Annotated in this window: 23 protein-coding genes; 15 read left to right on the top strand and 8 right to left on the bottom strand. The window is 58.8% G+C overall.

Annotated elements, in window-relative coordinates; all coding sequences use genetic code 11:
* Positions 1 to 121 precede the first annotated feature (121 nt).
* The gene (locus tag PY793_RS06655; RefSeq protein WP_275177356.1) at positions 122 to 1,459 is read right to left on the bottom strand and encodes a PQQ-dependent sugar dehydrogenase; all 1,338 of its coding nucleotides are present in this window, start codon (positions 1,457 to 1,459) and stop codon (positions 122 to 124) included.
* A 221-nt stretch (positions 1,460 to 1,680) separates the two neighbouring features.
* Here PY793_RS06655 and PY793_RS06650 point away from each other — a divergent pair, with 221 nt between their 5' ends.
* Positions 1,681 to 3,276, top strand: coding sequence for an L-lactate permease (locus PY793_RS06650; protein ID WP_275177301.1), 1,596 nt, complete (start codon positions 1,681 to 1,683; stop codon positions 3,274 to 3,276).
* A gap of 51 nt (positions 3,277 to 3,327) precedes the next feature.
* Here PY793_RS06650 and PY793_RS06645 read toward each other — a convergent pair whose 3' ends face one another.
* On the bottom strand, positions 3,328 to 3,624 hold the full coding sequence (locus PY793_RS06645) for a putative quinol monooxygenase (RefSeq protein ID WP_275177300.1): 297 nt from the start codon (positions 3,622 to 3,624) through the stop codon (positions 3,328 to 3,330).
* A gap of 257 nt (positions 3,625 to 3,881) precedes the next feature.
* Between PY793_RS06645 and lgt the strand changes: the two genes are divergently transcribed.
* The 4 genes from lgt to PY793_RS06625 are packed head-to-tail and all read left to right on the top strand — an operon-like array spanning position 3,882 to position 7,568.
* On the top strand, positions 3,882 to 4,730 hold the full coding sequence (gene lgt / locus PY793_RS06640; RefSeq protein WP_275177299.1) for a prolipoprotein diacylglyceryl transferase: 849 nt from the start codon (positions 3,882 to 3,884) through the stop codon (positions 4,728 to 4,730).
* A gap of 8 nt (positions 4,731 to 4,738) precedes the next feature.
* Entirely contained in the window at positions 4,739 to 5,767 is a 1,029-nt protein-coding gene (locus tag PY793_RS06635; RefSeq protein ID WP_275177298.1) for a class I SAM-dependent methyltransferase, read from the top strand.
* The gene (pgeF, locus tag PY793_RS06630) at positions 5,764 to 6,567 is read left to right on the top strand and encodes a peptidoglycan editing factor PgeF (RefSeq protein WP_275177297.1); all 804 of its coding nucleotides are present in this window, start codon (positions 5,764 to 5,766) and stop codon (positions 6,565 to 6,567) included. Before PY793_RS06635 ends, pgeF begins: the two co-directional genes overlap by 4 nt.
* Complete coding sequence (locus PY793_RS06625) at positions 6,564 to 7,568, top strand: hypothetical protein (RefSeq protein ID WP_275177296.1); 1,005 nt, start codon at positions 6,564 to 6,566, stop codon at positions 7,566 to 7,568. The genes pgeF and PY793_RS06625 overlap by 4 nt, the downstream gene beginning before the upstream one ends.
* Here the strand turns inward: PY793_RS06625 and PY793_RS06620 are convergent.
* The 5 genes from PY793_RS06620 to PY793_RS06600 form a co-directional block, all read right to left on the bottom strand.
* Positions 7,565 to 8,989: a transglycosylase SLT domain-containing protein gene (locus tag PY793_RS06620; protein ID WP_408744679.1), complete on the bottom strand. Its 1,425-nt coding sequence runs from the start codon at positions 8,987 to 8,989 to the stop codon at positions 7,565 to 7,567. The two genes, PY793_RS06625 and PY793_RS06620, sit on opposite strands and share 4 nt — an antisense overlap.
* Before the next feature lie 336 nt (positions 8,990 to 9,325).
* Positions 9,326 to 10,360, bottom strand: a complete 1,035-nt coding sequence (locus PY793_RS06615; RefSeq protein WP_275177354.1) for a transporter — start codon at positions 10,358 to 10,360, stop codon at positions 9,326 to 9,328.
* Between the two features lie 185 nt (positions 10,361 to 10,545).
* Positions 10,546 to 10,821, bottom strand: coding sequence for a hypothetical protein (locus tag PY793_RS06610; protein WP_275177295.1), 276 nt, complete (start codon positions 10,819 to 10,821; stop codon positions 10,546 to 10,548).
* Positions 10,822 to 10,982: 161 nt separating this feature from the next.
* The gene (gene hisC / locus PY793_RS06605; RefSeq protein ID WP_275177294.1) at positions 10,983 to 12,050 is read right to left on the bottom strand and encodes a histidinol-phosphate transaminase; all 1,068 of its coding nucleotides are present in this window, start codon (positions 12,048 to 12,050) and stop codon (positions 10,983 to 10,985) included.
* A 118-nt stretch (positions 12,051 to 12,168) separates the two neighbouring features.
* The gene (locus PY793_RS06600) at positions 12,169 to 12,741 is read right to left on the bottom strand and encodes an ankyrin repeat domain-containing protein (RefSeq protein WP_275177293.1); all 573 of its coding nucleotides are present in this window, start codon (positions 12,739 to 12,741) and stop codon (positions 12,169 to 12,171) included.
* Positions 12,742 to 13,090: 349 nt separating this feature from the next.
* Between PY793_RS06600 and tkt the strand changes: the two genes are divergently transcribed.
* The 8 genes from tkt to PY793_RS06560 all read left to right on the top strand — a co-directional run bounded on the left by tkt (position 13,091) and on the right by PY793_RS06560 (position 22,445).
* Complete coding sequence (gene tkt, locus PY793_RS06595; RefSeq protein ID WP_275177292.1) at positions 13,091 to 15,193, top strand: transketolase; 2,103 nt, start codon at positions 13,091 to 13,093, stop codon at positions 15,191 to 15,193.
* 87 nt (positions 15,194 to 15,280) lie between these two features.
* Positions 15,281 to 18,139 (top strand): bifunctional transaldolase/phosoglucose isomerase, encoded by a 2,859-nt coding sequence (locus PY793_RS06590; RefSeq protein ID WP_275177291.1) that lies wholly within the window; start codon positions 15,281 to 15,283, stop codon positions 18,137 to 18,139.
* A 23-nt stretch (positions 18,140 to 18,162) separates the two neighbouring features.
* A complete protein-coding gene (gene gnd / locus PY793_RS06585) occupies positions 18,163 to 19,161 on the top strand; it encodes a phosphogluconate dehydrogenase (NAD(+)-dependent, decarboxylating) (protein WP_275177290.1) in 999 nt (332 codons plus the stop codon).
* 56 nt (positions 19,162 to 19,217) lie between these two features.
* Positions 19,218 to 20,126, top strand: coding sequence for an HAD family hydrolase (locus PY793_RS06580; protein ID WP_275177289.1), 909 nt, complete (start codon positions 19,218 to 19,220; stop codon positions 20,124 to 20,126).
* A gap of 16 nt (positions 20,127 to 20,142) precedes the next feature.
* On the top strand, positions 20,143 to 20,892 hold the full coding sequence (pgl, locus tag PY793_RS06575) for a 6-phosphogluconolactonase (protein WP_275177353.1): 750 nt from the start codon (positions 20,143 to 20,145) through the stop codon (positions 20,890 to 20,892).
* A 17-nt stretch (positions 20,893 to 20,909) separates the two neighbouring features.
* A complete protein-coding gene (gene rpiA, locus PY793_RS06570; protein ID WP_275177288.1) occupies positions 20,910 to 21,635 on the top strand; it encodes a ribose 5-phosphate isomerase A in 726 nt (241 codons plus the stop codon).
* Positions 21,626 to 22,204, top strand: a complete 579-nt coding sequence (locus tag PY793_RS06565; protein ID WP_275177287.1) for a gluconokinase — start codon at positions 21,626 to 21,628, stop codon at positions 22,202 to 22,204. The genes rpiA and PY793_RS06565 overlap by 10 nt, the downstream gene beginning before the upstream one ends.
* Positions 22,205 to 22,217: 13 nt before the next feature.
* Complete coding sequence (locus PY793_RS06560) at positions 22,218 to 22,445, top strand: hypothetical protein (RefSeq protein ID WP_275177286.1); 228 nt, start codon at positions 22,218 to 22,220, stop codon at positions 22,443 to 22,445.
* A gap of 54 nt (positions 22,446 to 22,499) precedes the next feature.
* On the opposite strand, the gene PY793_RS06555 is transcribed toward PY793_RS06560, so the two are convergent.
* Positions 22,500 to 22,718 (bottom strand): hypothetical protein, encoded by a 219-nt coding sequence (locus PY793_RS06555; RefSeq protein WP_275177285.1) that lies wholly within the window; start codon positions 22,716 to 22,718, stop codon positions 22,500 to 22,502.
* A 109-nt stretch (positions 22,719 to 22,827) separates the two neighbouring features.
* On the opposite strand from PY793_RS06555, the gene PY793_RS06550 reads away from it, so the two are divergent.
* Together PY793_RS06550 and PY793_RS06545 are read left to right on the top strand one after the other, a co-directional pair.
* Entirely contained in the window at positions 22,828 to 23,862 is a 1,035-nt protein-coding gene (locus tag PY793_RS06550; RefSeq protein ID WP_275177284.1) for an ABC transporter substrate-binding protein, read from the top strand.
* An 89-nt stretch (positions 23,863 to 23,951) separates the two neighbouring features.
* Positions 23,952 to 25,721 carry a chloride channel protein gene (locus tag PY793_RS06545; RefSeq protein ID WP_275177283.1) on the top strand — a complete coding sequence of 590 codons (1,770 nt, stop codon included), beginning with the start codon at positions 23,952 to 23,954 and terminating at the stop codon, positions 25,719 to 25,721.
* The last annotated feature ends 13 nt before the right edge of the window (positions 25,722 to 25,734 follow it).

Raw genomic sequence — 25,734 nt, 5'->3', positions numbered from 1 at the left:
CCCACATTACAAAAAAGCGGCGGAAATACAGACATTCAGCCAGTTTTATGCCCGCAGAGTTTCATCATCCCGCCCCGGATGCAAGGACACAAAAAAACCAACACGTCCGTTACAGACCAGCTCAGGGAGCTTTGGTCACGCGCCAGATGGTATTCCCCACATCATCAGCGACAAGGAGCGCACCATTGCTGTCAATGGTAACGCCCACTGGTCGCCCATGCACATGCTCCTGATCAGGGGTCAGGAAGCCTGTCAGCACCTCCTGTGCCGCGCCATCGGGTTTGCCTGCGTTAAAAGGAATATAAATGACCCTGTAACCACTTTTGGGCCGCCGGTTCCAAGACCCGTGCTGCCCGACCATAACACCCTGACGCATGGCTTCAGGCAACAGCTGCGCGGCATCTGTAAATGTCAGGCCGAGGGATGCGGTATGCGGGCCAAGCGCATAATCGGGCACCAGCGCGGTGGCGACCAGATCGGGGCGTGGCGGGCGCACCCGCACATCCACATGCTGGCCATAATAGCTATAGGGCCAGCCGTAAAACCCTCCCTCCTGCACCGATGTCATGTAATCCGGCACAAGATCACTGCCAATTTCGTCACGTTCATTCACCGCAACCCATAAAGCGCCGGTTTTTGGCTCCCACCCCATTCCATTCGGGTTACGTAAACCTGTTGCATATGGCTCCAGCTTTCCGGTTTTCAGGTCCAGCCTGTCAATCCGTGCGCGACCTTCCTCCACCACCATGCCATGTTCGGCCACGTTACTGTTGGAACCGATGGTCACGTATAAAAACCGCCCGTCCGGACTGGCCAGAATGTTTTTGGTCCAGTGGTGGTTATACCCTGCGGGCAGATCAGCCACTTTTACAGGCTCGGCCGTAATGTGCGTATCCCCCGGATGATAGGGGAATTTTACAATGGCATTGGCATTTGCCACGTAAAGATCATTCCCGACCAGCGCCATGCCAAAAGGGGAGTAAAGCTGGTCCAGCAGAACCGTTTGCAGTGTGGCCGTCCCCTGCCCCTTTTCATCACGCAGCAGCATGATCCTGTTGGAGCTGGCCTCGCCTGCGCCAACAGCCCCCATAACAAAACTGGCAATACGGTTCTTGACTGTTTGTATATCCGTGCCCGGAGAATTGCTCTGGGCGACCAGCACATCCCCATTGGGCAAGACATAGAGCCAGCGTGGGTGGTCCAGCCCCGAGGCAAAAGCCGTAACACCAAGCCCGGGGGCGGGAACGGGGTGTTCTCCATTCCTCCAGCCTATGGGATTGGCAATGTTGACCGTAGGCAGGAGTCGTGGCGCGGGGGCAGGCAGCACAGGGGTTAGTCCCATACCCTGTTCAACAGTAAGCCCTGCGTGCTCCGTACGGGCATACTGAACAACGCCACCAACCACGGCAGCCAACGTAACCAGAGCACTCCCCGCCACCCATATGCTTCGAGACCCCATCAATCCGCCCTCCATACAATGCGCAACACACAGACCATGATACCCCGAACGCAGCATGCGGGCGCGGGTTTGCACGGCAAAAACCGTGGTGGCAGGCGGCTCACAGGAACGGCCTGCATGATATAACACGAAATTTTATTGCATCTTCGCACAGGAGCACGCGTTACTTCAAACGCTCTCTCCATCACGAGAGAGGTACAACGCCTTGTTTGAGAACAATCATGTTCATACAGCCTCTTGCTCCTGTGGGTCACAGCCTGCTGCTTTCCTTTATTGTTGCAGCCTGCCCCATTCTTGTTACCCTGTTCCTTATGGGTGTTTTGCGCCGCCCTGCCTGGCAGTCCTCTCTTGGAGGGCTGACCGTGGGGCTGGTTATTGCCATCGGCCTGTGGGGCCTGCCTCCCGCACTGGCTGTGGCCAGCATAACCAACGGTATGGTTTTTTCGCTCCTGCCCGTCATGTGGATCGCGTTATGCGCTCTGCTGCTGTTCAACGTGGCCGTGCATAACGGACGGTTTGACGCGTTCAGGGGCTGGATCATCCGGCATGTTCCCAATGACCGGCGCATTATCCTGATCGTGCTTGGCTTCTGCTTCAGCGCAGCGCTGGAAGGTGTTGCCGGGTTTGGCACGCCTGTTGCCATTACAAGCGCTTTGCTGATCATGCTGGGCTTTCCCGCACTGGACGCGCTGACCTATGTGCTCATCTTCAATTCCGCACCTGTGGCTTTTGGGGGTTTGGGAATTCCCGTAACCGTGCTGGGCTCCATTACCGGACTGCCGCCAGATGTGCTTGGGGCCACCATTGGCCGCCAGCTGACCCCCTTTGCCTGCCTTATTCCGTTTTATGTTATGGCGCTTTACGGTGGGTGGCGCTCCATACGGCAGACATGGCCCATTCTGCTCGTAGCCGGTGGCAGCTTTGCCGTGACCCTGCTCGTCATTTCTGGCGCGGGGCTGTACAGCCTGAGCAACGTGCTGTCTTCCAGCGTGTCTCTGGTCGCCAGCATTGTGTTCCTGCGCTTCTGGCAGCCTGCGCCGGACCCGGCATACGCCATAGACCTCAGCCAGATCAATGCGGAAAAACCTGCCAGCGCAGCCCCCGTACCACTCTGGCAGGGCTGGATTCCGTGGGTTACGGTTATTGCCGTGGTCATTGCATGGGACGCGCTGCACGTTGCCCGTATTGGCGCGCTGCCCATACACTGGCCGGGGCTGGACAATGCCGTTTTCATATCACTGTACAAATCCGTTTATGCCGCGGTCTGGAAGTTTGAACCCCTTGGCACGGGCACGGCCATTCTGGTTTCCGCCATTCTGAGCGCCCTGTTCACCCGCACCACGCTACACCAGTTTGGCGCGGCCATCGCCACAACCTTACGGCAGGCGTGGCTGGCCGTTGTGACCGTAGCCTTGACCATTGGCCTGGCGTTTTTGATGAACTATTCGGGCATGACCTACACACTGGGGTATGCGGTGTCTTCCACTGGCATGTTCTTCCCGCTTGTGTCGGTCTTTCTGGGCTGGGTGGCCGTTTTCCTGACTGGAAGCGACACATCGGGCAATGCGCTCTTTGGCAACCTTCAGGTTGCTGCCGCACACCAGCTCTCGCTTGATCCTGTTCTATTTGCCTCGGCCAATTCCTCTGGCGGAGTTATGGGCAAGATGATCTCGCCCCAGAACATTACCACCGGCGTATCCGTAACCTCGCTCAAAGGACAAGAGGGTGTTGTGCTGGCCCGCACATTCAAGCACAGCCTGTTCCTGACCTTCTGTATAGGTGTGCTGGTGGTTATCCAGCAGTTTGTCCTGCGCTAGCACCACCACGCCAGCGCATCCCTGCCAAGGGAAGCGCTGGCCCATCCAGCTTCAGGCTACTGGTTGCAGGATATGCACCTGGAAGGGCGCTTCAAGCAGCCCTTCCAGCGCGGCGGCCAGTTGTTTGAAGTGCGGTGTTTCCATATGGTCGGCCAGAGCCTGCCGGCTTGCCCAGCGTTCAATAAAAATCAGTGTCTGCGGATTATCCAGATCACGGTTGGGCACATACTGGCGGTTTGTCGCCTCCGCGCGGGACGCGGGCACACAGGCCGCCATGGCTTTTGCAACCGCATCCTCGCAGCCCATTTTGGTCTTGAGAATGGCAACAACCGTAATTTCATCGCTCATGGGTAAAACCTTATGTCTTCTCAAAAAGGGATAATACCGGGCATGATAGAAAACTGACACCACCCTGACTACCAGCTTATTGCCCTGTTTTTGCACGTTCATGTGCACTGCCGCGCATTTGCTGGCTTGGAGGGAGCAGGTACGCCCTTTATAGTCCTGCCAAGCCCCACCCCATGGTGGGCCGGTTTTCTGCCCTGCTCCACCAGGGCGCAGACCGCCCTGATCTCTGGCCCCTCACGCACCGGATTGACTTTTCCATGCTTCCTGTTCTGATGTTCCCACAGTTCGACCCGGTGCTGGTGCATTTCGGGCCATTGGCCATTCGCTGGTATGCGTTATCCTATATTCTAGGCATTGTGCTGGGCATCATGCTGCTCCGTAAACTGCTGGCCCTACGCCCGCGCGCTGGCACAGCCGAACTGGCGGACGACTTTTTAACATGGGTGACCATTGGCGTGCTTGTGGGGGGGCGGCTTGGTTACGTGTTGTTCTATCAGCCCAGCTATTACCTCAGCCATCCGCTCTCCATACTGGAAGTGTGGCACGGAGGCATGTCCTTTCATGGGGGAGCTCTCGGGGTCATTACCGCCATGGTGCTGTTTACGTGGCGGTATAAACTCAACTTTCTGGCTTTTGCAGACCGCGTGACCGTGGCTGTCCCCATCGGACTGGGGCTGGGGCGTCTGGCCAACTTCATTAACGGAGAACTCTGGGGCCGCGAGGCTCCGGCAAACCTGCCCTGGGCCATGATTTTTCCCACAGGGGGGCCAATTCCACGCCATCCTTCCCAGCTTTATGAATCCCTGACCGAAGGGCTTTTGCTGTTTTTAATCCTGTTTACCGTCTCCCGTCGTCAGTCGGTGCGGGAACATCCTGGTTTTCTGGCTGGCATGTTCTTGACAGGATACGGCTGCGCACGATCTTTTTGCGAGTTTTTTCGCGAGCCGGATTCCTTTCTCGGCTACCTGCCCGGCGGCATTACCATGGGGCAGTTACTCTGCCTGCCCATGCTGGTCACGGGCATCGGCCTGATGCTGTATGCCCGCCGCCAGCCCATTTATGCAGGTCTGCCCGACCCGCACGATCAACCCGCTGAAAAAAACTGAACGGACCTATGGCACCACACATCTACCACGCAGAGCGGCTGGACCACTTTATGGCGCGGGTAAACGCCCAGTATTACGCCGAAACACCGTTCCTGTCGGACTTTATTACCGCACCAGAAATTTCTCAGGTTTTTGGTGAACTGCTCGGTGCGTGGGCCATTACGGTATGGCAGGGCATGGGTAGCCCCGCCAGAATCATTCTGGCCGAGGCAGGTCCGGGGCGGGGCACGCTCATGGCCGATGCGCTGCGTGTCATCATCCGTCAGGCTCCTGCCATGGCGCAGGCGCTCAATGTGCATCTGGTCGAAACATCCCCCCGCCTGCGGCAGGTGCAGGCGGAAATACTGCACCCCTACACGCAGCCTGTGTGGCACAAACATGTTGATGATATACCCGCAAGCCCCATGATCCTGCTGGCCAACGAGTTCCTGGACGCCCTGCCCGTGCGGCAGTTCATCCAGACCAGCACGGGCTGGCATGAGCATTATGTGGCCAACAAAACTCTGGAGCTGATCTCCTGCGCGCCCCCCACCCTGCCAGACAGCCGCGTGCTCGAGCCCAATACGGTTGTGGAAGTATGCGAACAGGCCCAGCATATTGTGCGCGACCTTGCCCACAGATTTACCCATTCCCCCGGTGTGGCGCTGTTTATTGATTATGGGCACGACACAAGTTCAACCGGGGATTCACTCCAGGCCCTGCGCCATGCTCGCCCGACCCACCCGCTTCAGGCGGAGGAAGGTGAGGCAGACCTGACCACCCATGTGGATTTTACAGCCCTGCTTGCCGTAGCCCGCAAAGCCGAGGCCGCCACTTACGGGACCGAAAACCAAGGGGATTTCCTGCAGCATCTGGGTATTATGGAACGCACCGAGCAACTGGCGCGCAACGCAGCGCCGCAGGATGCAGCCATGCTGCGCTCGGCCGCAAACCGGCTGGTCGCACCAGATAAAATGGGGCATCTGTTCAAGGTCATGGCTCTGGCCAGTCCCTCCCTGCCTACTCCTCCTGGCTTTACGAAAGGTCCGGTTGCATGAGCTGCTCCTCCACCGTCCCCACCGGTCTGGCCCCCCTGACCAGCCCCCTGCTGGGGCCGGCCCGGCATGGTTTTTTTACGCGTGAAGGCGGTGTTTCCAGCGGCCCATATGCCAGCCTGAACTGCTCCACCCGCTCGGGAGACAGTGCAGAAAATCTGGCTCATAACCGCCAGCTTGTTGCCAGCCATCTGGGTGTGCAGGCAGGCTGTCTGCTGGGCGTCACTCAGGTACATGGCCCGGTCGTTATAACCGCCACCAGCCCGTGGCCCGCAGGCACCGGCGCTGCGGCAGATGCGCTGGTAACCAGCAACCCCGAACTGGCCATAGGTGTGATTACGGCAGACTGTGCTCCGGTGCTGTTCAGCACCGCGCAGGGCAACGTTGTTGGTGCGGCCCACGCAGGCTGGCGCGGCGCGTTAAGTGGTGTGCTGGAAGCGACAATAGAGGCCATGCTGCCCCTTGGCGCCGTGCGCGAGGATATCCGCGCCGTGGTTGGCCCCTGCATTGCACAGGAAAGCTACGAAACCGCCGAAGACATGCACACCGCCATTACCAGCACCGACAAGCAGGCTGCCCGTTTTTTTGCCCCTGGCAAACAGGCAGGCCATTACCAGTTTGATCTGGCCGGGTGGTGCGTCTTTCGTCTGCAACGCGCAGGACTCAAACATGTCGCCGCTCTGGGAGTGGATACACTGAGTGACGAGACACGTTTTTTCAGCCACCGGCGGCGCACGCTGGCTGGAGGCGGCCCCATTGGACACCAGATTTCTGGTATCGCCACAGGACCCCGCAACGGATGAAACGCCGCCAGCAGCCCTTACGTCTTGCTCTCTCCTGTTCTGCTCTGCTTTTACTGAGCGGCTGCCTTGATGTGCCCCACCCCTTTGCACATTCAGGCAAAAACGGACCAGGACTAGCCGCCAATGCCCCACCTGCACGGCTGGATGTACCCACACCTCCCAATGTTCTGCTCTCAGACGCCAATGCCAGTTTATGGGCCAAGAGTGTCGCTCAGGCACTTCTCCAGCAGACCATTCCCGCCATAGCCCAACCCACACGCAAAGGGGACTGGTGGCTAAGCATGAAGGCCGAACTGCGCAATGGGCAGGTTGTGCCCATTTATACGGTCATGACCCCCAAGAACACGGTCCGGGCCACGCAGGAGGGCCAGCCGATCCCTGTAGAACAATGGTCTGCGGGAGATGGGTCATTCTTCACACTGGTCGCACAGGATGCAGCCAACCGCGTTACCGCAGTCCTGACGGGTATTCAGGCTGATGATATGGACAAAGACCCGCACAGCCTTAAGCACCGCGCGGCACGAGTGTATTTTACAGGTGTCAGCGGCGCTCCGGGCGATGGCAATACATCACTCGCACAAGCCTTTATCGCATCGTTCAGGGATAGTGAGGATACAATCCAGAACTCGGCCAAAAATGCTGACTTTATTGTAACCACGACCGTAAAACTCACGCCCGGTCCGGCTGGCACTACGGGCCACCCTCAGGATCACATCGAAATTGTCTGGCATGTTGTGGACGCAAACGGCAAGGAAGCCGGGGCAGCCACACAACTGCATGACATAGACGCCCATTCGCTCGACCAGTATTGGGGAGATGTAGCCGTAGCGGCAGCGCAGGAAGCCGCTGCGGCGACAAAACAGATTATTGACCGCTATTCCGGCCGGGACAATATCCCTCTTGCCGCGCCCGGCACGCCCAAGCCTGCTACTGCGGTCCCTTCTTCCGCGCCTCCCCCACGCAGACCAGCGCAGGCAGGAAGCCAGCAACCACCAGCCTAGAGGCGGGATTCTGGTGAGATCACGACACATCCGCTCAGTTTGCGGCATGCCCCCACTGCATCAGTATGCGACAGGTTGGTGAGGCGGGCACGGTACAAGCGCCCTGTTTTTGCCTGCACCACAGCAATTTGCACTCGCGCGCCTGAAAGAGACGTATTCTGGTGCTGTGCCCGCCCCGATGCCTGCTGCGCCAGTGCAGCGGAGCCAAAAGCACCAACCTGAATGGCCCAGTTTCTGGCATCCACACTCCGCACCTTCCTACCCAGCAAGGGAGCAGGTTCCGCATGCGCACTGGAGAACAGGCGTAAACTCCCCCCTTTCCGCCCACCCGCCACGGCTACCCGGGCAGGTTCGGAGTCAGACACCCCCGATTCGGTCAGAGGTGCGGGGATATATCCGGCATCATCCGCTTCCGTTTCCTCCGCCTGAGCAACCTGTACCGGTGTGCCAGAGAGGGGCTGCGCGCCTGCTCCCAGCCGTTTGGCCCATATGGCACGCACATCTGACGAGCTTTCAGTCAACCCATCCACCCTTGTTTTACGTGAAACAGGGTGCCAGTCCTGCCCATAGGAAGCCGGGGACGCGCCGGTATTATCGGCAGCATCATCCCCAATGGCGTCCGCCACCTGTACGGGCTGCATACCTCCTTGCTGCCTGCCCGACCACGCGGCCTGCACAGCGCTTATGCCACCTGCATTCCGCCCGGCTCCGCTGCCGATCGCCCTTTGCGTAAACGAATCATGGCTCGCCACCTGCATATCGGCCTGAGAACGATTAACTGGCGAAATGCCGACAATACGCCGCCCGATGGAGGCCACATAATTCCGCGTCTCACGCGGGAGGGTACGGTTACGGGTTATAAAATCTTCCAGACGTCCGGGCCCGGCATTATATGCCGCCAAAAAGCCGGGAGAGCCGTAGACATCGTATAACTGCCGCAAATAGGCAGTCCCTGCCATAATGTTATCGTGCGGTTCGTAAGCATCTCCGCCCAGATTATACGCGGCGCGCATTTCATCATAGGTTGGAGGCATCAGCTGCATCAGGCCCATGGCACCGGGGCCGGATGTAACCAGCTGGCCATCATGGAAGAGCCTGCCGCCGGATTCCTGCTGGATAACGGCGCGCACCCATTCTTCAGGCACATCAAAACGTTTGGAAGCTTCGCGGATATATGGTCCCCACGGATCTTCTGTCGGACCGGGAGGCGCATAGTAGGAGCGTGCATGGGCACGGTAGAACTCGGCCTCCTGCGCGATGGGAACATCCGTATCGCTCCCACCGGGCTGGCCGGCGCATGCCGCCAGCACGGCCAGAAGCCCCAGTGCGAGTACACCCCTGACACCACGCCCAAACCTGCCGGAAGCGCTCCGGACGGCACAACAGTCCTGCATCCTGAAAAGGGGCCGTCTGCCTGTCATGCTGTTTTATCCATCCTTGCCGTGGCACAGGAAATCTGGCCTGCGCCATGCCTATTCCCACATGACCGGACCAGAAAATACGACCATGTGTTTATACGGGCCATACCCCACATGCAAGAAAACGCTCCACCACCACCCAGGCGCCCTGTGGCGACACCGGACTGACTGCAAGCAAACAACACGAACATGCCTATTTTATCCATGGGCTGGCCAGACAATACCAAAATTCCCAGCCGATGACTGTGCCCTTCAACTTGGCTTATTTTATGGCACGCGCTCCCACATGCAACAATTCTGATTATTGTGGCCCCGGCCACCACATGCCACAGGCGGCTTTTACAAAAAGCGGATGAACTTGAGCAGAAACCACGTTCCCATCATGATCAGAAAACACAATCCACCCGCATCCACCGTGCCCCACCGACCATCGGTCAGGAACATGCCGCCCGTATTCATGCCAAAAAAGCCGGTTACCAGCGTTGCAGGGAGCATCAGGATGGTACCCACGGTCAAAATATACAACCGGCGGTTGGTTTCTTCTGCCTGATTGGATGTCAGCTCATCCTGCAGGGAACGGGCCCGGTCCTGAAGGGCCAGAAGGTCATCGAGCGCAGCATGAACCTGCCGGTGCGAGCGGTCCTTCAGATCATCCTCAGCCCATTCGGGCAATTCAAGTTCTTCATCGCGAAAAATCCGGTCAACGGGAGCCAGCACCCGCCGTAATTCCGTAGAGCGGCGGCGCACCATACCCAGCAGGCCGCTCATACGGCCCAGATCCGTATCCCGGTCCAGCATCAGCAGCACATCCTCCGCCCGGTCAAGCTGGTCATCCAGACGGGCAAAGTCACGCCGCAGCGTATCGGCAAATTCCAGCAGGGCACGGTCCACCACCTTGGCGGGGGAGCGTGGCACCAGCCCGCGCTTGAGTTCGTGGAATACAACCCCAAGAGCGGGAATGGGGTGACGACGGGTGGTCAGCAGCAGATCGGGCTCAAGGGTGAACCGCCATGTGCTGACGTTACGATCGTCATCGGTGGACGTATCATCAAACGCGGGGAGTGCGCCAAAAACAATATCCCCCTCGTTTTCCAGCCGGGTGCTGCGTTCCAGATTGGTCAGAACCTGCCGCACTTCCTCGGGCAGGGAGGGAATGGTCTCGATCTGATGGCGTGACATGGTGTGGACAATATCGAAATGAAACCACGCCCATCCTGCGCCCTCGGCAAACTCGGGGGGGAAGTTCCCGGTTGTCAGGCGGTGAACCACCACATCGCGCTCAAGTTCCTGCGGCTCCTGACCGGGGCGGCAGTAAATGGCCCAGACCAGACCATCGCGCAGCAGGGTTCCCCCCTCAGAAAGCAGATCTGTCAGTTGAGACAAGGTGGTTCCAGCCAATTCCGATCTCCCTGCTCTGCCAGTCTGTTATGGGGGTGTTTTTCCAATGCACCGCAATCATCTGATTCTGCGGCAATGAAGGCGCCAAAAAACGCTACAACACGCACAAGCCACACAAAAAGGGGAGAGGTCAACCACCTCTCCCCTGTCTGGCGCGTTATTTAAAGAGAACGTATTGTTGGTCGGCGCGGCACATTCCCCCGCTCCTGCCGGGGCCGGGCGGCACCACTGGGGCGGTTGGACTTAAGAACAGGAGCCGCCGTTAGTTCAGCCTCAAGCTGGGCGATACGCTTGCGGACACTCTCCTTCAGTGCTGGAGAGGTGTGGGACTTCATGGCAGCCAGCGTTTCCTTCAGGTCACGCAGTTGCTTCTGTTTTTCCGGCAGAGAGCGCCGGATTGGCTGGTTATCAGACATCTGGCCGCGAAAAGCGCGCATGAACAGACCCTCCATCAAATCAAGACCGTGCGGCGGGGTGTGCGGCACGGTTTATGTCTTAAAAATTTAATACCTGACCGGCCTTGTCACACCTGCCGCGCACAGTGCACGGCACTGGCCCGACCAGGATCGTAACGGCTGGACAAATGACCAGACAGTTTTTACGAATTACGAAGAACACTGTCGCGCAACACATCAAGCAAGGCCTGACACTGCTCTTGCGTTCCAACCGTAATGCGCAACCACGCCATTGTGCGTTCACCCTTGAGGTGGCGGACAAGAATGGCCCGGGCTCTCAACTGTGCTGCGAGTTCTCCTGCATCACGATCAGGATGGCGAGTGTAAACAAAGTTTGCCATGGAGGGCAAGACTTCAAAACCAAGTTCACGCAGTCCATCGCTCAGCATCGTGCGGCTGCCCATGACCCGCTCCACACTTTTGGCGAACCACTCCTCATCCTCCACAGAGGCCAGAGCACCGGCCTGCGCCAGACGGTCCAGCGGGTAGGAATTAAAGCTGTCCTTGACCCGCACCAGAGCTTCAACCAGATCAGGCTGCCCAAAGGCAAAGCCCACCCGCGCCCCCGCCAGCGCGCGGGATTTGGAGAAAGTCTGCACAACCAGCAGATTAGGATAATCGCGGACCAGTTCCACCGCACTTTGCGCACCAAAATCCACATAGGCTTCATCTACCAGCACCACCCGCTCGGGGTGCATGTCCAGCAGTTGGCGTATGGCATCCAGCCCCAGTGCAATACCCGTTGGCGCATTGGGGTTGGCAATCACCACACCGCTGCACGGGCCTGCGTAGTCCTCCACCGCAATGCCCATATCCGCACGCAATGGCACCATGCGGTAAGGCAGTTTGTACAGCCCGCAGTAAACCTTGTAAAAACTGTAACTGACATCGGGGAAGAGCAGCGGCTCCCCGTGTGCGAACAGGGCCTGGAACGCGTGAGCCAGCACCTCGTCCGAACCATTGCCAACAAACACATGGTCCGCACCCAGCCCCACGCGCTGGCCCAGTGCCGTGCGCAGTGCCAGCGCCTCCGGGTCAGGGTACAGGCGCATGCTGTCATTGGTGGCCACCTTTATGGCCTCCAGCGCACGGGGGGACGGGCCATAGGGTGATTCATTGGTGTTCAACTTGATCAGATTGGCAATTTTTGGCTGCTCACCCGGCACATAAGGCGTCAGGGTGTGAACAAGAGGACTCCAGAAACGGCTCATTCCGATCATTCCATGCACAAAAGTTGAACGGCCTGCGCTGGCAGGCCGTTGCTCAAAAAAAACTCAGTCAAAAAATTCAGGAACGGCACAGCCATGCAGCCATACCCCTGCGTCAGGCTCAGGCGGAAACGCCTATCGCCTTTTTCATATCCTGCAACAATGCGCCATTACCCTGCCGCTGGGCCAGATCCAGAGCGTTCAGCCCCTCCCCATCACGCAGCAGCACATTGGCCTGTGCCTCCAGCAGCACACGGGCCACATCATCCCGCCCGAACATGACTGCAAACATAAGCGGCGTGCGCCCTACGGCATTGGCGGCATCCACCTCTGCACCCGCACCAAGCAGCATGCTCACCAAGGCGACATCCCCTTTAAACGCCACACCAGAAAGGGCGGTTGAGCCTTTTTCATCTTGCAGGTTCGGGTCTGCTCCACGGTCCAGCAGCACACGCACTGCATCCCTGTGCCCATTATAGGCGGCCAGAATAAGGGGGGTGTAGCCCTTTTCCACCCTGAGGTTCGGGTCCATGCCCGCTTCCAGAAAACGGACCAGAAGATCCGCATCTCCTTCTCTGGCTGCATTGATGAACAGGGCTTCCACCTGCTCCCGCGTAAAAGCCTGCCCGCCTTCTCCGGCAGCCGGATTGGCGGGGGCCTGCCCGGACTGCGTCCGTGTAGACTCTTCTGTCATGGCTGACCTCCGGAAAAAACGGTTTATCCTGATCAGGGCAGCATCCTGCCCCGCGCGATCGTACGCCTGATTGCGTGAGCGTTCCATTTTGCCACACTCCCCACCCACCGCAAAGCAACTTGTTGGCATATGGCAGGCAGGGAACATGGCAGAACAACAACTCTTTTGATATAATGGGTTGAACTGGATAACTCCGCAAGGGTTCCGCTCCCGGCAAGCTCATCTCTTGCCGAAAAATGCAGAACCGTGGAATTGTGCAAAAACGTCTTTTAATGGGGTCTCATGCACAGGCCCCGACCCTATATTTGCGGGCTTTGGCACTAAAGCCCAGCTGGAGGACAGGCCCGCTATGCGCGTTTCTTTTTCTACCCCCCTGCGTGCACCTGCCGGGGCAGAAGCCGGTAAAGTGAACAGCCCCGATACGCTGTGCATCAACACCATTCGCACCCTGGTGATGGATGCCGTGCAGAACGCCAACTCCGGACACCCCGGCGCAGCCATGTCCATGGCACCCATTGCCTACACCCTGTGGCAGAACACCCTGAACTACGACCCGACAGCGCCGCTCTGGCCCAACCGTGATCGCTTTGTGCTGTCCATCGGCCATGCCTCCATGCTGCTTTACGCGCTCATCCATGTTGCAGGCATCCGGCAGGTCACAAACGGCAGGGTCACGGACGAACCTGCGCTGAGCGTGGAAGACCTTCGCCAGTTCCGCCAGTTCGGCTCCAGAACACCCGGCCACCCCGAATATGGCCACACAACGGGGGTGGAAACCACAACAGGGCCACTGGGCGCAGGCTGCGGCAACTCCGTAGGCATGGCCATTGCCGAAAAATGGCTGGCCGCACGCTACAACATGCCCGGCTTTACGCTGTTCGACCACCACGTGTACACCCTGTGCGGGGATGGAGACATGATGGAAGGCGTGTCCAGCGAGGCCGCCTCCCTTGCTGCGCATCTGGAGCTGGGCAACCTGACATGGATTTATGATTCCAACCGGATTTCCATCGAAGGCTCGACCGATGTTGCGTTTACCGAAAACGTAGCCGAACGCTTTGCCGCCTACGGCTGGCAGGTGCTTGAGCTCAAGGATGCCAACGACACAGCCGCATTTCTGGAGCTACTGGCCCAGTCCAGAGCGCAGACCAGCAAACCAACCCTGATTATTGCGCACTCGGTTATCGCATGGGGCGCTCCGCACAAGGCTGGCAAGGCATCCGCCCACGGTGAACCGCTGGGCGCGGAAGAAGTGCGCGAAACCAAAAAATTCCTGAACTGGCCCGAAGACAGCAGCTTTGCCGTACCCGACGCCGTTCTGCCGCATATGCGCGCAGGACTTGGCGCACGCGGCCTGGCCGCACGCACGGCATGGGAAAAACTGTTTGCGGACTACCGCAACGCCCACCCGGAAAAAGCGGACGAACTGAACGCCATTTTCAGCGGTACCCTGCCCGAAGGCTGGGATACGGATATTCCGCTTTACCCCGCAGACGCCAAGGGCATTGCTTCGCGCGCCAGTTCGGGCGAGGTCCTGAACGCCGTTGCAGGCCGCCTGCCGTGGCTGCTGGGCGGGTCGGCCGATCTGGCCCCCTCCACTAAAACGCTGCTCAAGGGGCAGGACAGTTTTCAGCCCGCCAGATGGGGTGGCAGCTATGCTGGCCGCAACTTCCATTTTGGTGTGCGTGAACACGCCATGGGCGCCATTGTCAATGGCATGGCCCTGTATGGCCTGCGCCCATATGGGGCAGGGTTCCTGATCTTTTCGGATTACATGAAGGCGCCCATCCGCCTGTCCGCCCTTATGGGGCTGCCAGTGACCTATATTTTCACTCACGATTCCATTGGTGTCGGCGAGGATGGGCCAACCCACCAGCCCATTGAACAACTGGTGCAACTGCGCGCAACCCCCGGCCTGATCACCCTGCGCCCGGCAGATGCCAATGAAGTGGCCGAAGCGTGGCGCTATCTTATTACCAACCGCTCTGGCCCTGCGGCACTGGCCCTGAGCCGCCAGGACCTGCCTACCCTGGACCGCACACGCTATGCTCCGGCTTCTGGTCTGGCAAAAGGCGCCTACGTGCTGGCCAGCAGCGCACAGACCCCAAAGGTCATCCTGATTGCAACAGGCAGCGAACTGTCGCTGGCAGTAGAAGCATATGAAACCCTGAGTGCTCAGGGTGTGCCCGCCCGCGTGGTATCCATGCCAAGCTGGGAGCTGTTTGAAGCGCAGCCACAATCTTACCGCGAAAGCGTTCTACCTTCCGCCGTTACGGGGCGCGTGGTGGTAGAAGCGGGCTCCCCCATTGGCTGGGACCGTTACGCTGGCCCCACCGGCACCATTCTTGCCATGAACGGTTTTGGCGCGTCCGGCCCGGCCAGCCAGCTGCTCAGGCACTTCGGCTTTACGGTGGATGCTGTTGTCAACGCCGCCCGCAAACAGGCAGGCTGAACCAGACAGCCCCTCTGGCGTAACGCTTACAGGACTAAAGCCCGGCGTCTGCCAGACAGCAGCCGGGCAGGATAAGGATATGCACGTATGACCGCCTCTGTGCCAACAGGCAGCAACCCATTACAGGCCCTGGCCACGGTCCATCAGTCCCCTTGGCTGGACTTTATCCGCCGCTCCTTCGTGGAGGACGGCTCACTGGCCAGGCTGGTACACAGTGGCGACATACGCGGCGTAACCTCCAACCCGGCCATCTTCCAGAAAGCCATGGGAGAAGGCACGGAATATGACCCGCAGATATGCGATATTCTGACGCATGAAACACTCTCCCCCGGTGCTCTGTATGAACGGCTTGCCGTGGCCGACATTCAGGCTGCCGCCCATGTTCTGGCCTCCGTTTACGACCAGACCAAAGGCCGGGACGGATTTGTAAGTCTTGAGGTCTCTCCCTATCTGGCGCGGGACGAAGCCGGGACGGCGCATGAGGCAAAACGGCTGTGGGCCGATGTAAACGCCCCCAACCTGATGATCAAAATCCCTGCGACGCCGCAGAGCATTCCGGCCATCCGCCAGAGCATTGCGGCGGGGATTAACGTTAACGTCACGCTCATTTTCTCACTCGCAGCCTATGCGGATGTGGTGGAAGCATGGCTGAGCGGGCTGGAAGACCTCAAGGCCCAGGGGGGCGACCTGTCACGCGTGGCTTCTGTGGCCTCGTTCTTTGTCAGCCGGATTGATGGCAAGATTGATGCCGCCATAGACCAGCGGATCCAGGCAGGGGACAAGGATGCAGGGCACCTCCAAAACCTGCGCGGCAAGGTAGCCATTGCCAACGCCAAAATGGCCTATGCCTACTGGCAGAACATCATGCAGACCCCGCGCTGGAAAGCACTGGAAGAAGCCGGGGCACAGACCCAGCGCCTGCTATGGGCCTCCACCGGCACCAAAGACAAAGCCTATAGCGATGTGCTGTACGTGGACACGCTGATCGGCTCGCAGACAGTCAACACCCTGCCCCCCGCCACCATGGACGCCTTCCGCGATCATGGCACGGTCAGCGAAAGCCTGACACAAGGCGTTGCTGAAGCCCGCAGGGTGATGGAAGAGGCAGAACGCCTCGGCCTTGATCTGGATGGCGTAACCGCCGCGCTGCTCAACGAAGGTGTGAGCGCGTTTGAAGATGCGTTTGATGCTCTCCTTGGTTCCGTTGCCGCCAAACAGATTGCCCTGATGGGTAACAGGCTGAGCACTTCCAGAACCAGCCTGCCAGCCGACCTGCAAACGGCGCTGGACGCAGGGCTGGAGGCATGGCGCCAGAATGGCACCATCCGCCGTCTGTGGCGCAAGGATGCTTCCGTATGGACCGGCAACTCCGAATCCGACTGGCTGAACTGGCTGGATGTGGTGGACGAACGGCTGGCCCATGTGGGCGAGCTGGAGGCGTTTCAGGCCGAGGTCAAGGCGCGCGGCTTCAAACAGGTGCTGCTGATGGGCATGGGCGGCTCCAGCATGGGGCCCGAAGTGCTGGCCATGACCTTTGGCAAGCACGAAGGCTTTGGCCACCTGTATGTGCTGGACAGCACGGACCCGCAGCAGGTTGCAGCCTTTGAGCGCAAGATAGACCCCGAGCACACGCTGTTTATTGTTGCCTCCAAATCTGGCAGCACGCTTGAGCCCAATATCATGCTGGCCTATTTTCAGGACCTGGCCAAACGCGCCCTCAAGGATAAAGCGGGCTCGCATTTTGTAGCCATTACGGACCCCGGCTCCAAGCTGGAGGTACTGGCCCGGCAGGAAGGGTTCTGGAAAGTTTTTGCAGGCGACTCCAGAATTGGCGGACGCTATTCCATTCTCTCCAACTTCGGGCTTGTGCCAGCCGCCGCCGCTGGCGTGCCCATCCGCCTGTTTTTGGAAGATGCGCTGCGTGGCGTACGTCTGTGCGATGCCAGCGTGCCGCCAGCGCTCAACCCCGGTGTACAGCTTGGCACGCTTATGGGAGTTGCCGCGCAGGCACTGGGGCGTGACAAGCTCAGCATTATCGCCACCCCCCAGATCGCAAGTTTTGGCGCATGGCTGGAGCAGTTGGTGGCGGAATCCACGGGCAAGCACGGCAAGGGCATTATTCCGGTTGATAACGAAACTCTGGGTGGCCCCAGCCGCTACGGCCACGACCGCCTGTTCGTCTACCTGCGTCTGGCCCCCGAACACCGGCATGAGCAGGATGAGGCCATTGCAACCCTGATCGAAGCCGGGCAGCCGGTTCTGACCATCACTTTGCACAACAAGCGCCAGATTGCGCAGGAGTTTTTCCGCTGGGAGGTCGCAACTGCTGTTGCTGGCGCTTTTCTGGGCATTGACCCGTTTGACCAGCCCGATGTGGAATCCACAAAAATCGAAACCCGCAAGCTGACCGCAGCGTACGAACAGACCGGCGCGCTGCCTGCACAGGCTCCGTTTGCCGAATTCGGACCTCTTGCCTTTTATACGGACCTCACCAATGCCGCCGCTGTAAAGGCCGAGAGCGCCTCTGGCATTCTCAAAGCGCATTTTAACCGTGTAAAACCGGGTGACTACGTGGCCCTGCTCGCCTTTATCGAGCGCAACCGCGAAACGGCGGAATGGCTCCAGCATATCCGCCTGCATGTACGCGACGCCAAAACAATTGCTACCTCAACAGGTTTTGGGCCACGCTTCCTCCACTCCACAGGGCAGGCCTATAAAGGTGGCCCCAATACAGGTGTATTCCTCCAGATTACGGCGGACAATGCGCGTGACCTGCCCGTGCCGGGCACCAGCTACACGTTTGGCGTGGTCAAAACTGCGCAGGCCCGTGGTGATTTTGACGTGCTGAGCGAGCGTAACCGCCGCGCTCTGCGCGTGCATATCCGTGGCAATCTGAAGGAAGGGCTTGCGACACTGGCCGCCGCCCTGCATGACGCCCTGTCATAAAGACTGAAAGCAGGAGAAAGATCATGCAGATAGGCATTGTTGGTCTGGGCAGGATGGGGGGCAATATTGCCGTCCGCCTGACACGCTTTGGGCACGACGTTATTGTATACGATCAGGACCCCGCAGCGGTGGAAAAAACACTTGCACGGGCAGAACCCGGCCGCGCAGCAGGGGCAGACAGTCTGGCCGATGTTGTTGCACAGTTACACGGCCCCAGAAAAACTGTTTGGTCCATGCTTCCTGCTGGCGACATTACGGAAGAAACCGTTATGTCCCTTGCCGGGTTAATGGGCCGGGGCGACATCGTGATTGATGGCGGCAACACCTACTACAAGGACGACATTCGCCGCGCGAAGGTGCTGGCCGAAAAAGGGATTGATTACCTGGATATCGGCACATCCGGTGGCGTGTGGGGGCTGGATCGGGGCTACTGCATGATGTACGGCGGTGCCAAAGAAGCCGCTGACCATATTGACCCCATTCTGGCAGCCCTTGCTCCGGGCATGGGCGACATTCCCCGCACCCCCGAGCGCGACCGCGATGGGCTGGACCCTCGGGCCGAGCAGGGGTACCTGTATTGCGGTCCGGCGGGTTCTGGCCATTTTGTCAAAATGGTCCATAACGGCATTGAATACGGTATGATGCAGGCTTTTGCAGAAGGCTTTGACGTCATGTACCGCAAAGACTCTCCGCTTCTGGCCGAGGACGAACGCTTTTCACTGAACATGGCCGATATTGCCGAAGTCTGGCGCCGGGGTAGCGTGGTTTCCTCCTGGCTGCTGGACCTGACGGCACAGGCTCTTGCCAATAACGGCGAACTTTCCAGATTCAGTGGAGAAGTCAGCGATTCGGGCGAAGGCCGCTGGACCATTGAAGCCGCTATTGAAGAAGCCGTGCCCGTGCCGGTCATGACAGCAGCACTGTTTACGCGCTTTCGTTCACGCAGTGACAATACATTTGCAGAAAAAATCCTGTCCGCCATGCGCTTCGGCTTTGGCGGCCACGTAGAAAGCAAAGGCTGAACGCCTTATTACCCCCGGCCATTATACGGGCCGGGGCATTGAGAAGGGAAAACACAATGGCAGGCTTTGGGCAGAACAGGCATGGCCCCGAACGCCCCCCTGCCCGCCACATCCGCCTTGTTGTTTCCGACATGGATGGCACACTGCTCACCCCGAACAAGCAGATTACCCCCCAAAGCATAGCCGCAGCGCAGGCATTGCGGCATGCGGGTATTCCCCTCTGCCTTGTCAGCAGTCGCCCTCCGGGTGGGATGGAAATGTATTTTGAGCAGTTAGGAATAAACACGCCCTACGGTGCGCTTGATGGGGGCACCCTGTTCAACCCCGACCGGACCATCCGCTCCAGCCTCTCACTCGCTCCGCAAACCGTGCAGGAAGCCCTTGACCTGCTGGCGGCCCGGCAGGTGGACCCATGGCTGTTCCGTGGGCATGAATGGCTTGTGCGCAATGCGCGGAACCCTCTTGTACTGGCAGAAAGCCGGACCGTGCAGAGCATACCAACACAAGTCGGCGATCTGCACACCTGCGTGCATGATATTGGCAAGGTTACCGGCTCCACCGCAGACCATGCCATGCTGCAGGAGCAGGAAGTCCATATAGGCCGCGAGCTGGCAGGGCGTGCCAGTGTTGCCCTCTCCAGCAAATGGTTTTTGGACATTACCCCCCTGCACGCCAACAAAGGGTATGCCGTGCGCCAACTGGCCGCTGACTACGGCGTAAGCGTGAACGAGGTTGCCTGCATTGGTGATATGAACAACGATATTCCCATGCTGGCCATTGCCGGGCTGGCCATTGCCATGGGCCAGTCCACGCCGGATGTGCAGACCTACGCACATTGCGTAACCAGCCCCAACACGCAGGAGGGCTGGGCCCGTGCCATTACGGACCTTGTGCTGCCCCGTTGCCACACGGCCTCCGTCTTGCACTATGCTCCCACCTCTGTAACCACTGCGCCCCCTCCATAAGCAAGAAAGACCCATGATGCCCGGACAGACCACCGCCACAGGAACCATGCATGTTTTTCCCCAACGGGAGGCACTGATAACCGGACTGGCGGACTGGCTGCTGGAACGCAGTCTTGCCAAAACTGGCAATGCACCTTTCCGGCTGGCGCTCAGCGGGGGAAGCACTCCGCAGCACCTGTACGCCCTTATGGCCAGCGCACCCTATGTTGCGCGCTTTCCTTGGCAAAACATGCAGTTTTTTATCGGGGATGACCGCTTTGTACCCCATGACCATGCAGACAGTAATTTTGGCATGATGCAGCGGCTGCTTTTTTCAAAAGCCCCTATTCCTCCCTCCAACATTTTTCCCATGCCCGACTATGGACAGGCGGAGGATGCCGCCAGAACGTATGAACAAACCCTGAAAAACCTTTACGGCGCAAAGGATTTTTCCCCAGACCGACCTTTTTTTGACGTACAGCTTCTGGGCATAGGCACGGATGGACATACGGCCTCGCTTTTTCCCGGCCTGCCCGTACTCGACAACCGTACGGCATGGGTCGCAAGCTGCGTGCCCCCCGTAGCTCCCCATACCCGCCTGACGCTGACCTACCCTGCCATTCATTCCAGCCAGCATGTGGTTTTTTTGGTGGAAGGAGCCACAAAACGGGATATTCTAGCCCATATTCGTGCACAGGACCCCGCCTGTCCGGCCAGCGCGGTGACGGCGCAAGGCGAACTGCTATGGTTTACAGACCAGGCAGCAGCCTCATCGGACCAAGAATAACAAGGACAAACAGACTGATGACCCTCCCCACCCCCGATCCCGCCGCAGCCTTTAAACAGCAATCCGCCGTAAAAGCAGCATCTTTGGTGCAAAACGGCATGGCCGTGGGCCTTGGCACCGGCTCTACCGCCAAATTTGTAGTGGCCGAACTTGGCCGCCGTATTCGTGAAGAAGGGCTGCGGATTACCGCCATTCCCACATCCATCGTGACCGAAAGACAGGCGCGCGAAGAGGGTATCCCCCTGACCACCTTTGGCCAGCAGCCCGAGCTTGATCTGGCGATAGATGGCGCGGATGAAATCGAACCGGCAACCCTGAACCTGATCAAGGGACTGGGCGGTGCGCTCTTGTGGGAAAAAATTGTGGCTGCCGCAGCAGCCCGGTTTGTAGTGGTGGCTGATGCCAGCAAATACGTGGACCATCTGGGCATGCGCTGCCCCCTCCCTGTAGAGGTCATTCCCTTTGGATGGGAAAATGCCGCACGCAAGCTTGGACTTTTGGGTGCACAGGTTACACCGCGCCGCATGCGCGATGGGTCTTTTTTTCTCACAGATGAAAAAAACCTGATTATGGATTGTGTTTTTCCAGCCATTATGGAGCCTGAAAAACTGAGCCACGCCCTGTATGGCGTTGTTGGCGTAGTAGAGCACGGGTTGTTCCTGCACATGGCTACCCAGACCATTACCGCAGGCCCCGAAGGTATTCAGGTCATAACACCACAAGGGAGCCAGACATGCCTTTGAACAGTTCAGCTTTTCCGCCAGGACACACTCTACCCGCCCAGCCCGCAGCACATGGCATTGGTAAACATCTGATTGTTGTTATGGGAGTTTGCGGGTCTGGCAAAACCACTATTGCCGAAGGCCTGCACAACGAACTGGGCTGGCCATGGCTGGACGCGGACACCATGCATGATGCGGCCAGCATTGCCAAAATGCGCGATGGCATTCCCCTGACCGACACAGACCGCAAAGCATGGCTGGAGCGATGCCACGCATGGCTCAAATCCTGCGCGGAGCATAATACTGGCGGTATTCTGGCCTGCTCGGCACTCAAACGTGTGTATCGCACTATGCTGCACGCGCAGGGATTGGCTGTGCAGTTTGTTTATCTGCATGCAGATGAAGGCACTTTGCACACGCGCTTAAGCGCGCGCACAGGCCATTTTATGCCACCCGGCCAACTGCCCAACCAGTTGGAAACGCTCGAACCTCCACACCCTGACGAGGCCGCATGGTCCCTGCTGACCCTGCACCAGCCAGCAGAAACCATTGCCGAGATCATGGGGCGGCTCAAAGCCAGCAAACACTGAAAGACCACCAGTTATGGGGCATAACTACGCCAAACCACTCACCTCGGGCCAAAAAATGGAACGTCTGCTAGAGCGCATTCCCCCATCGTGGCATGTCGTGGTAGAACGGCTGGCGGGGGAAGCCCAGTGGCGCGCACTGACCCATGCCCCCGGCCAGAATGGCACGTGGAGTGATCCTCACCCCGACCCGGCCGATGCGCTGGAAGATAGCTGGCGCCGTAACCGCACGGTTATGGTCTGATATTAAAACCCATAGACCTCCAATACGCAAAATATAAACCATGAGAATCAGGCTTTATCGTTTTACCATGTGTCTGCCGGTCTGGGGTTTGTTGTAAGGCTTGCCGGTCAGCGGGTTTATGCGTGCCGTGCGGGTACGCCGGGGCATTGGGTCGGGCACAACATAGGCCTGTATGCCCTCCGCCTGCCGGGCACGGGCAAAACGCTGCGCATGCGATAGCTGCGCTGCGTAATACAGAACCCTGCCCCCTACCATAACACTATGTCTGCGCACGATCCGCCGTCTCCTGCTGCTATGGACCGTAGGATTTCTGCCTCTCCTGCCGATGTGGCTTGCAAGCTGTCTGTCCATATTTTAACATATCTGAAATTAGGATAACCGCATGACCTTCCACCGCCCCATATCTTTTAGCCTGTCGCGCATAACGGCAGCCATGGTTGCAACCCTTGCTTTTTATGCTCCCATGTCTGCACAGGCGCGCCTTGTTACAGATATGAGTGGCGCAACTGTCGAGATCAAGGATGGCGCTCCCCCCATTGCGGATCTGTGGTTTGCCCATAACGAAATAAGCGTGATGCTGGGGGCTGCACCACGCATACGGGTTACAGCTGAAAATCCTGGTGATAATCCATGGCTTTTTAAAATTTCCCCCGTGCTGCACATGGCGCATATGGGCGTCAGACCCGATACGGCCAGCGCGGAATACCTGCTGGCCAACAGGATCGGCCTGACATTCGTGCCCACCAAGGCCAAGGCGGAAGAACTCAGGCGCGCAGGCATTGCAGCCCTTGCCGCCGAATACATGACCATGCCGGACCTTCTGAATTCTCTGGACATGAGTGCTGAGGCCATTGGCACGCAGGAGGCCCATAACACCGCCAAGCGCTATCGTCAGGAAATGGAGCGTGTGCTGGAACTGCTCAAGTTCCGCACGGCACAGGTTCCGGCCACCGAGCGCCCGCGCGTGCTCCACATCGCCCGTTTTTCTCCCCTTCAGATTGATGGGCAGAACACCCTGATTGACGCATGGATCCAGGCCGCAGGAGGTACCAATGCCGCAAAAGTTGCAGGCAATCACCGCCCTGTCAGCTTTGAGCAGATAGCCGTCTGGAACCCCGATGTGGTGATTGTGGACCCTTCCGCCGGTGAACTGCCCGAATCCTCCCCCCTGCGTACGCTCAACGCATTCCAGCAGCAAAAATGGTGGACCAACCCCAAAGGGGTTTTTGCATGGGACCGCTACGGCTGCGAAGTGCTGCTACAGGTGCAGTGGGTGGCAAAAAAACTCCATCCCACCTTGTTCGCAGACCTGGATATCCGGACTGCACTGCGCAATTTTTATAATATCTTCTTCCGCTACCATCTGAGCGAGAATGATATTTCGCGCATTCTGGCAGCGCAGCCACCCGCCCCCTAAACCCGTGCATAAGCTGGCTACCCCATAAGGGGTATGACATACATACATCTTATTGGACGCCTTACTCCCATGCTGTTATGCCATGCACCATGACAGCGTTGCTGGAACACCTGCGCTCCCATAAGACGCCAGACCGGTGGTTTGCAGCCCTGCGGGCACTGGTACGCACTGATTCGCTCTGGCTGCTTGTTCTGGCCGCCATAACCGGCGTGCTGGCAGGGCTGGCTGTAAGCCTGATCACCTTTGCCACCCTGCTTGCCCACAATCTGCTGGCCCCCGGTTACAAGCGCCTGTCCGGGCTGGAGCATGTAGCGCCCTGGCGTGCCCTGCTGGTACCGGTTATTGGTGGCCTGTTGCTGGGCCTTTGGCATTACACCCTGCAGCGCCATAACCGCCACAGACCTGTTGACCCGATTGAAGCCAATGCCCTGCATGGGGGACGCATGTCCCTGTGGGACAGCCTGATTGTAACGGGGCAGACCATTCTTTCCAACGGTTGCGGCATTTCCCTTGGATTGGAAGCCGGGTTTACCCAGATTGGTGCGGCTTTTGGCTCCCGCATCGGGCGTAACCTGCGCATGCACCGGGCTGATGTGCGCCTGCTTGTAGGGTGTGGCGCGGCCGGAGCCATTGGCAGCGCCTTTGACGCACCACTAGCGGGAGCGTTTTATGCGTTTGAACTGATCATAGGTTCCTACGCCTTTCCCCTGCTTGCCCCGGTTGCCTGTGCTTCCCTGTGCGCATTGGCAGTTGTGCACCTGACGGGGGAGACCCTACCCGCCATTACCATGACCATTCCGCAGGACATCCCTCCATTGGCCTACCTCTTTCTGGGGGTGCTGGGGGGCGTTTCCGCCTTAATCGGTGTGGCACTCATGAAAAGTTCAGCCTACGCGGAACAGATTTTTGCAGCATGCATCAAACCCCTGTGGCTACGGCCTATGGTCGGCGGGCTTCTGGTAGGCGGGCTGGCCATTATATCCCCCACTGTTCTCTCCTCCGGCCATATTGCCATGCGGGCAGGGCTTATCAGCCCGCCCGTGCTCTGGGCGGCATTGGGGCTTTTGCTGCTCAAGGCGGCGGCATCCACCCTGTCAATCGGGTCGGGGTTCAGGGGGGGGCTGTTTTTTGCATCGCTCTATCTGGGGGTGCTGACCGGGGCCGCTTTTGCCAGTGTGGTCGCCCCTGTTATGGACCTTCCCCTGGAGTTATGTACGGTTGCAGGCATGTGTGCGCTGGCTACCGCCGTTATTGGCGGCCCGCTCACCATGATCCTGCTCACGCTGGAAACCACCCACTGCGCCAACCTGACCGCAGCCGTAGCCCTTGCCGCCCTTGTTGCCTCCTTTACGGTCAAACGCATTTTTGGCTACTCCTTTGCTACATGGCGCTTCCACCTGCGAGGAGAAAACATCCGCTCCGGCGTGGATGTAGGATGGATGCGCACCTTAACCGTGAGCCGCATGATGCGCACGGAACTGGACATGCTGGCCGCAGACACAACCGTTGCCACGGCCCGCACAAGCTTTGCCGGACGCATGCCCCGCTACATCGTGCTGCACAATAGCCAGAACCATTACGCCGGACTGCTGGAGAGCAACCTGATCCAGTCCATTACCATTGCCCCAGACCAGCCGCTTTCTGCCTTGGTGGACCATGATGGGGAAGTACTTTCCCCCGAATTTTCAATCGGTCATGCCGTGGCCGCCTTTGAACGCACGGCCCGCCCGGCACTGGCCGTAACAGACAGGGATGGCCATGTACTGGGAATTCTCAGCGAGCGTTACGTCCTGCGCCGCTACGCAGAAGAACTCGAACGCACCCGCCGCGAACTGGCGGGGGAAAAACACGGCAAATAACCCCGCAGTCACA

Source organism: Acetobacter fabarum (genome assembly GCF_029069195.1).
Taxonomy (GTDB): Bacteria; Pseudomonadota; Alphaproteobacteria; order Acetobacterales; family Acetobacteraceae; genus Acetobacter; species Acetobacter fabarum_A.
Note: the sequence above shows the minus strand (reverse complement) of the source record. Positions and strands in the feature narration are given on the sequence as shown.

What these genes read in the sequence shown, in the direction of transcription:
- PY793_RS06655 (WP_275177356.1), bottom strand. Translation starts at nt 1,459, where the DNA reads ATGGGGTCTCGAAGCATATGGGTGGCGGGGAGTGCTCTGGTTACGTTG.
- PY793_RS06650 (WP_275177301.1), top strand. Translation starts at nt 1,681, where the DNA reads ATGTTCATACAGCCTCTTGCTCCTGTGGGTCACAGCCTGCTGCTTTCC.
- PY793_RS06645 (WP_275177300.1), bottom strand. Translation starts at nt 3,624, where the DNA reads ATGAGCGATGAAATTACGGTTGTTGCCATTCTCAAGACCAAAATGGGC.
- lgt (WP_275177299.1), top strand. Translation starts at nt 3,882, where the DNA reads ATGCTTCCTGTTCTGATGTTCCCACAGTTCGACCCGGTGCTGGTGCAT.
- PY793_RS06635 (WP_275177298.1), top strand. Translation starts at nt 4,739, where the DNA reads ATGGCACCACACATCTACCACGCAGAGCGGCTGGACCACTTTATGGCG.
- pgeF (WP_275177297.1), top strand. Translation starts at nt 5,764, where the DNA reads ATGAGCTGCTCCTCCACCGTCCCCACCGGTCTGGCCCCCCTGACCAGC.
- PY793_RS06625 (WP_275177296.1), top strand. Translation starts at nt 6,564, where the DNA reads ATGAAACGCCGCCAGCAGCCCTTACGTCTTGCTCTCTCCTGTTCTGCT.
- PY793_RS06620 (WP_408744679.1), bottom strand. Translation starts at nt 8,989, where the DNA reads ATGACAGGCAGACGGCCCCTTTTCAGGATGCAGGACTGTTGTGCCGTC.
- PY793_RS06610 (WP_275177295.1), bottom strand. Translation starts at nt 10,821, where the DNA reads ATGCGCGCTTTTCGCGGCCAGATGTCTGATAACCAGCCAATCCGGCGC.
- hisC (WP_275177294.1), bottom strand. Translation starts at nt 12,050, where the DNA reads ATGAGCCGTTTCTGGAGTCCTCTTGTTCACACCCTGACGCCTTATGTG.
- PY793_RS06600 (WP_275177293.1), bottom strand. Translation starts at nt 12,741, where the DNA reads ATGACAGAAGAGTCTACACGGACGCAGTCCGGGCAGGCCCCCGCCAAT.
- tkt (WP_275177292.1), top strand. Translation starts at nt 13,091, where the DNA reads ATGCGCGTTTCTTTTTCTACCCCCCTGCGTGCACCTGCCGGGGCAGAA.
- PY793_RS06590 (WP_275177291.1), top strand. Translation starts at nt 15,281, where the DNA reads ATGACCGCCTCTGTGCCAACAGGCAGCAACCCATTACAGGCCCTGGCC.
- gnd (WP_275177290.1), top strand. Translation starts at nt 18,163, where the DNA reads ATGCAGATAGGCATTGTTGGTCTGGGCAGGATGGGGGGCAATATTGCC.
- PY793_RS06580 (WP_275177289.1), top strand. Translation starts at nt 19,218, where the DNA reads ATGGCAGGCTTTGGGCAGAACAGGCATGGCCCCGAACGCCCCCCTGCC.
- pgl (WP_275177353.1), top strand. Translation starts at nt 20,143, where the DNA reads ATGCCCGGACAGACCACCGCCACAGGAACCATGCATGTTTTTCCCCAA.
- rpiA (WP_275177288.1), top strand. Translation starts at nt 20,910, where the DNA reads ATGACCCTCCCCACCCCCGATCCCGCCGCAGCCTTTAAACAGCAATCC.
- PY793_RS06565 (WP_275177287.1), top strand. Translation starts at nt 21,626, where the DNA reads ATGCCTTTGAACAGTTCAGCTTTTCCGCCAGGACACACTCTACCCGCC.
- PY793_RS06560 (WP_275177286.1), top strand. Translation starts at nt 22,218, where the DNA reads ATGGGGCATAACTACGCCAAACCACTCACCTCGGGCCAAAAAATGGAA.
- PY793_RS06550 (WP_275177284.1), top strand. Translation starts at nt 22,828, where the DNA reads ATGACCTTCCACCGCCCCATATCTTTTAGCCTGTCGCGCATAACGGCA.
- PY793_RS06545 (WP_275177283.1), top strand. Translation starts at nt 23,952, where the DNA reads ATGACAGCGTTGCTGGAACACCTGCGCTCCCATAAGACGCCAGACCGG.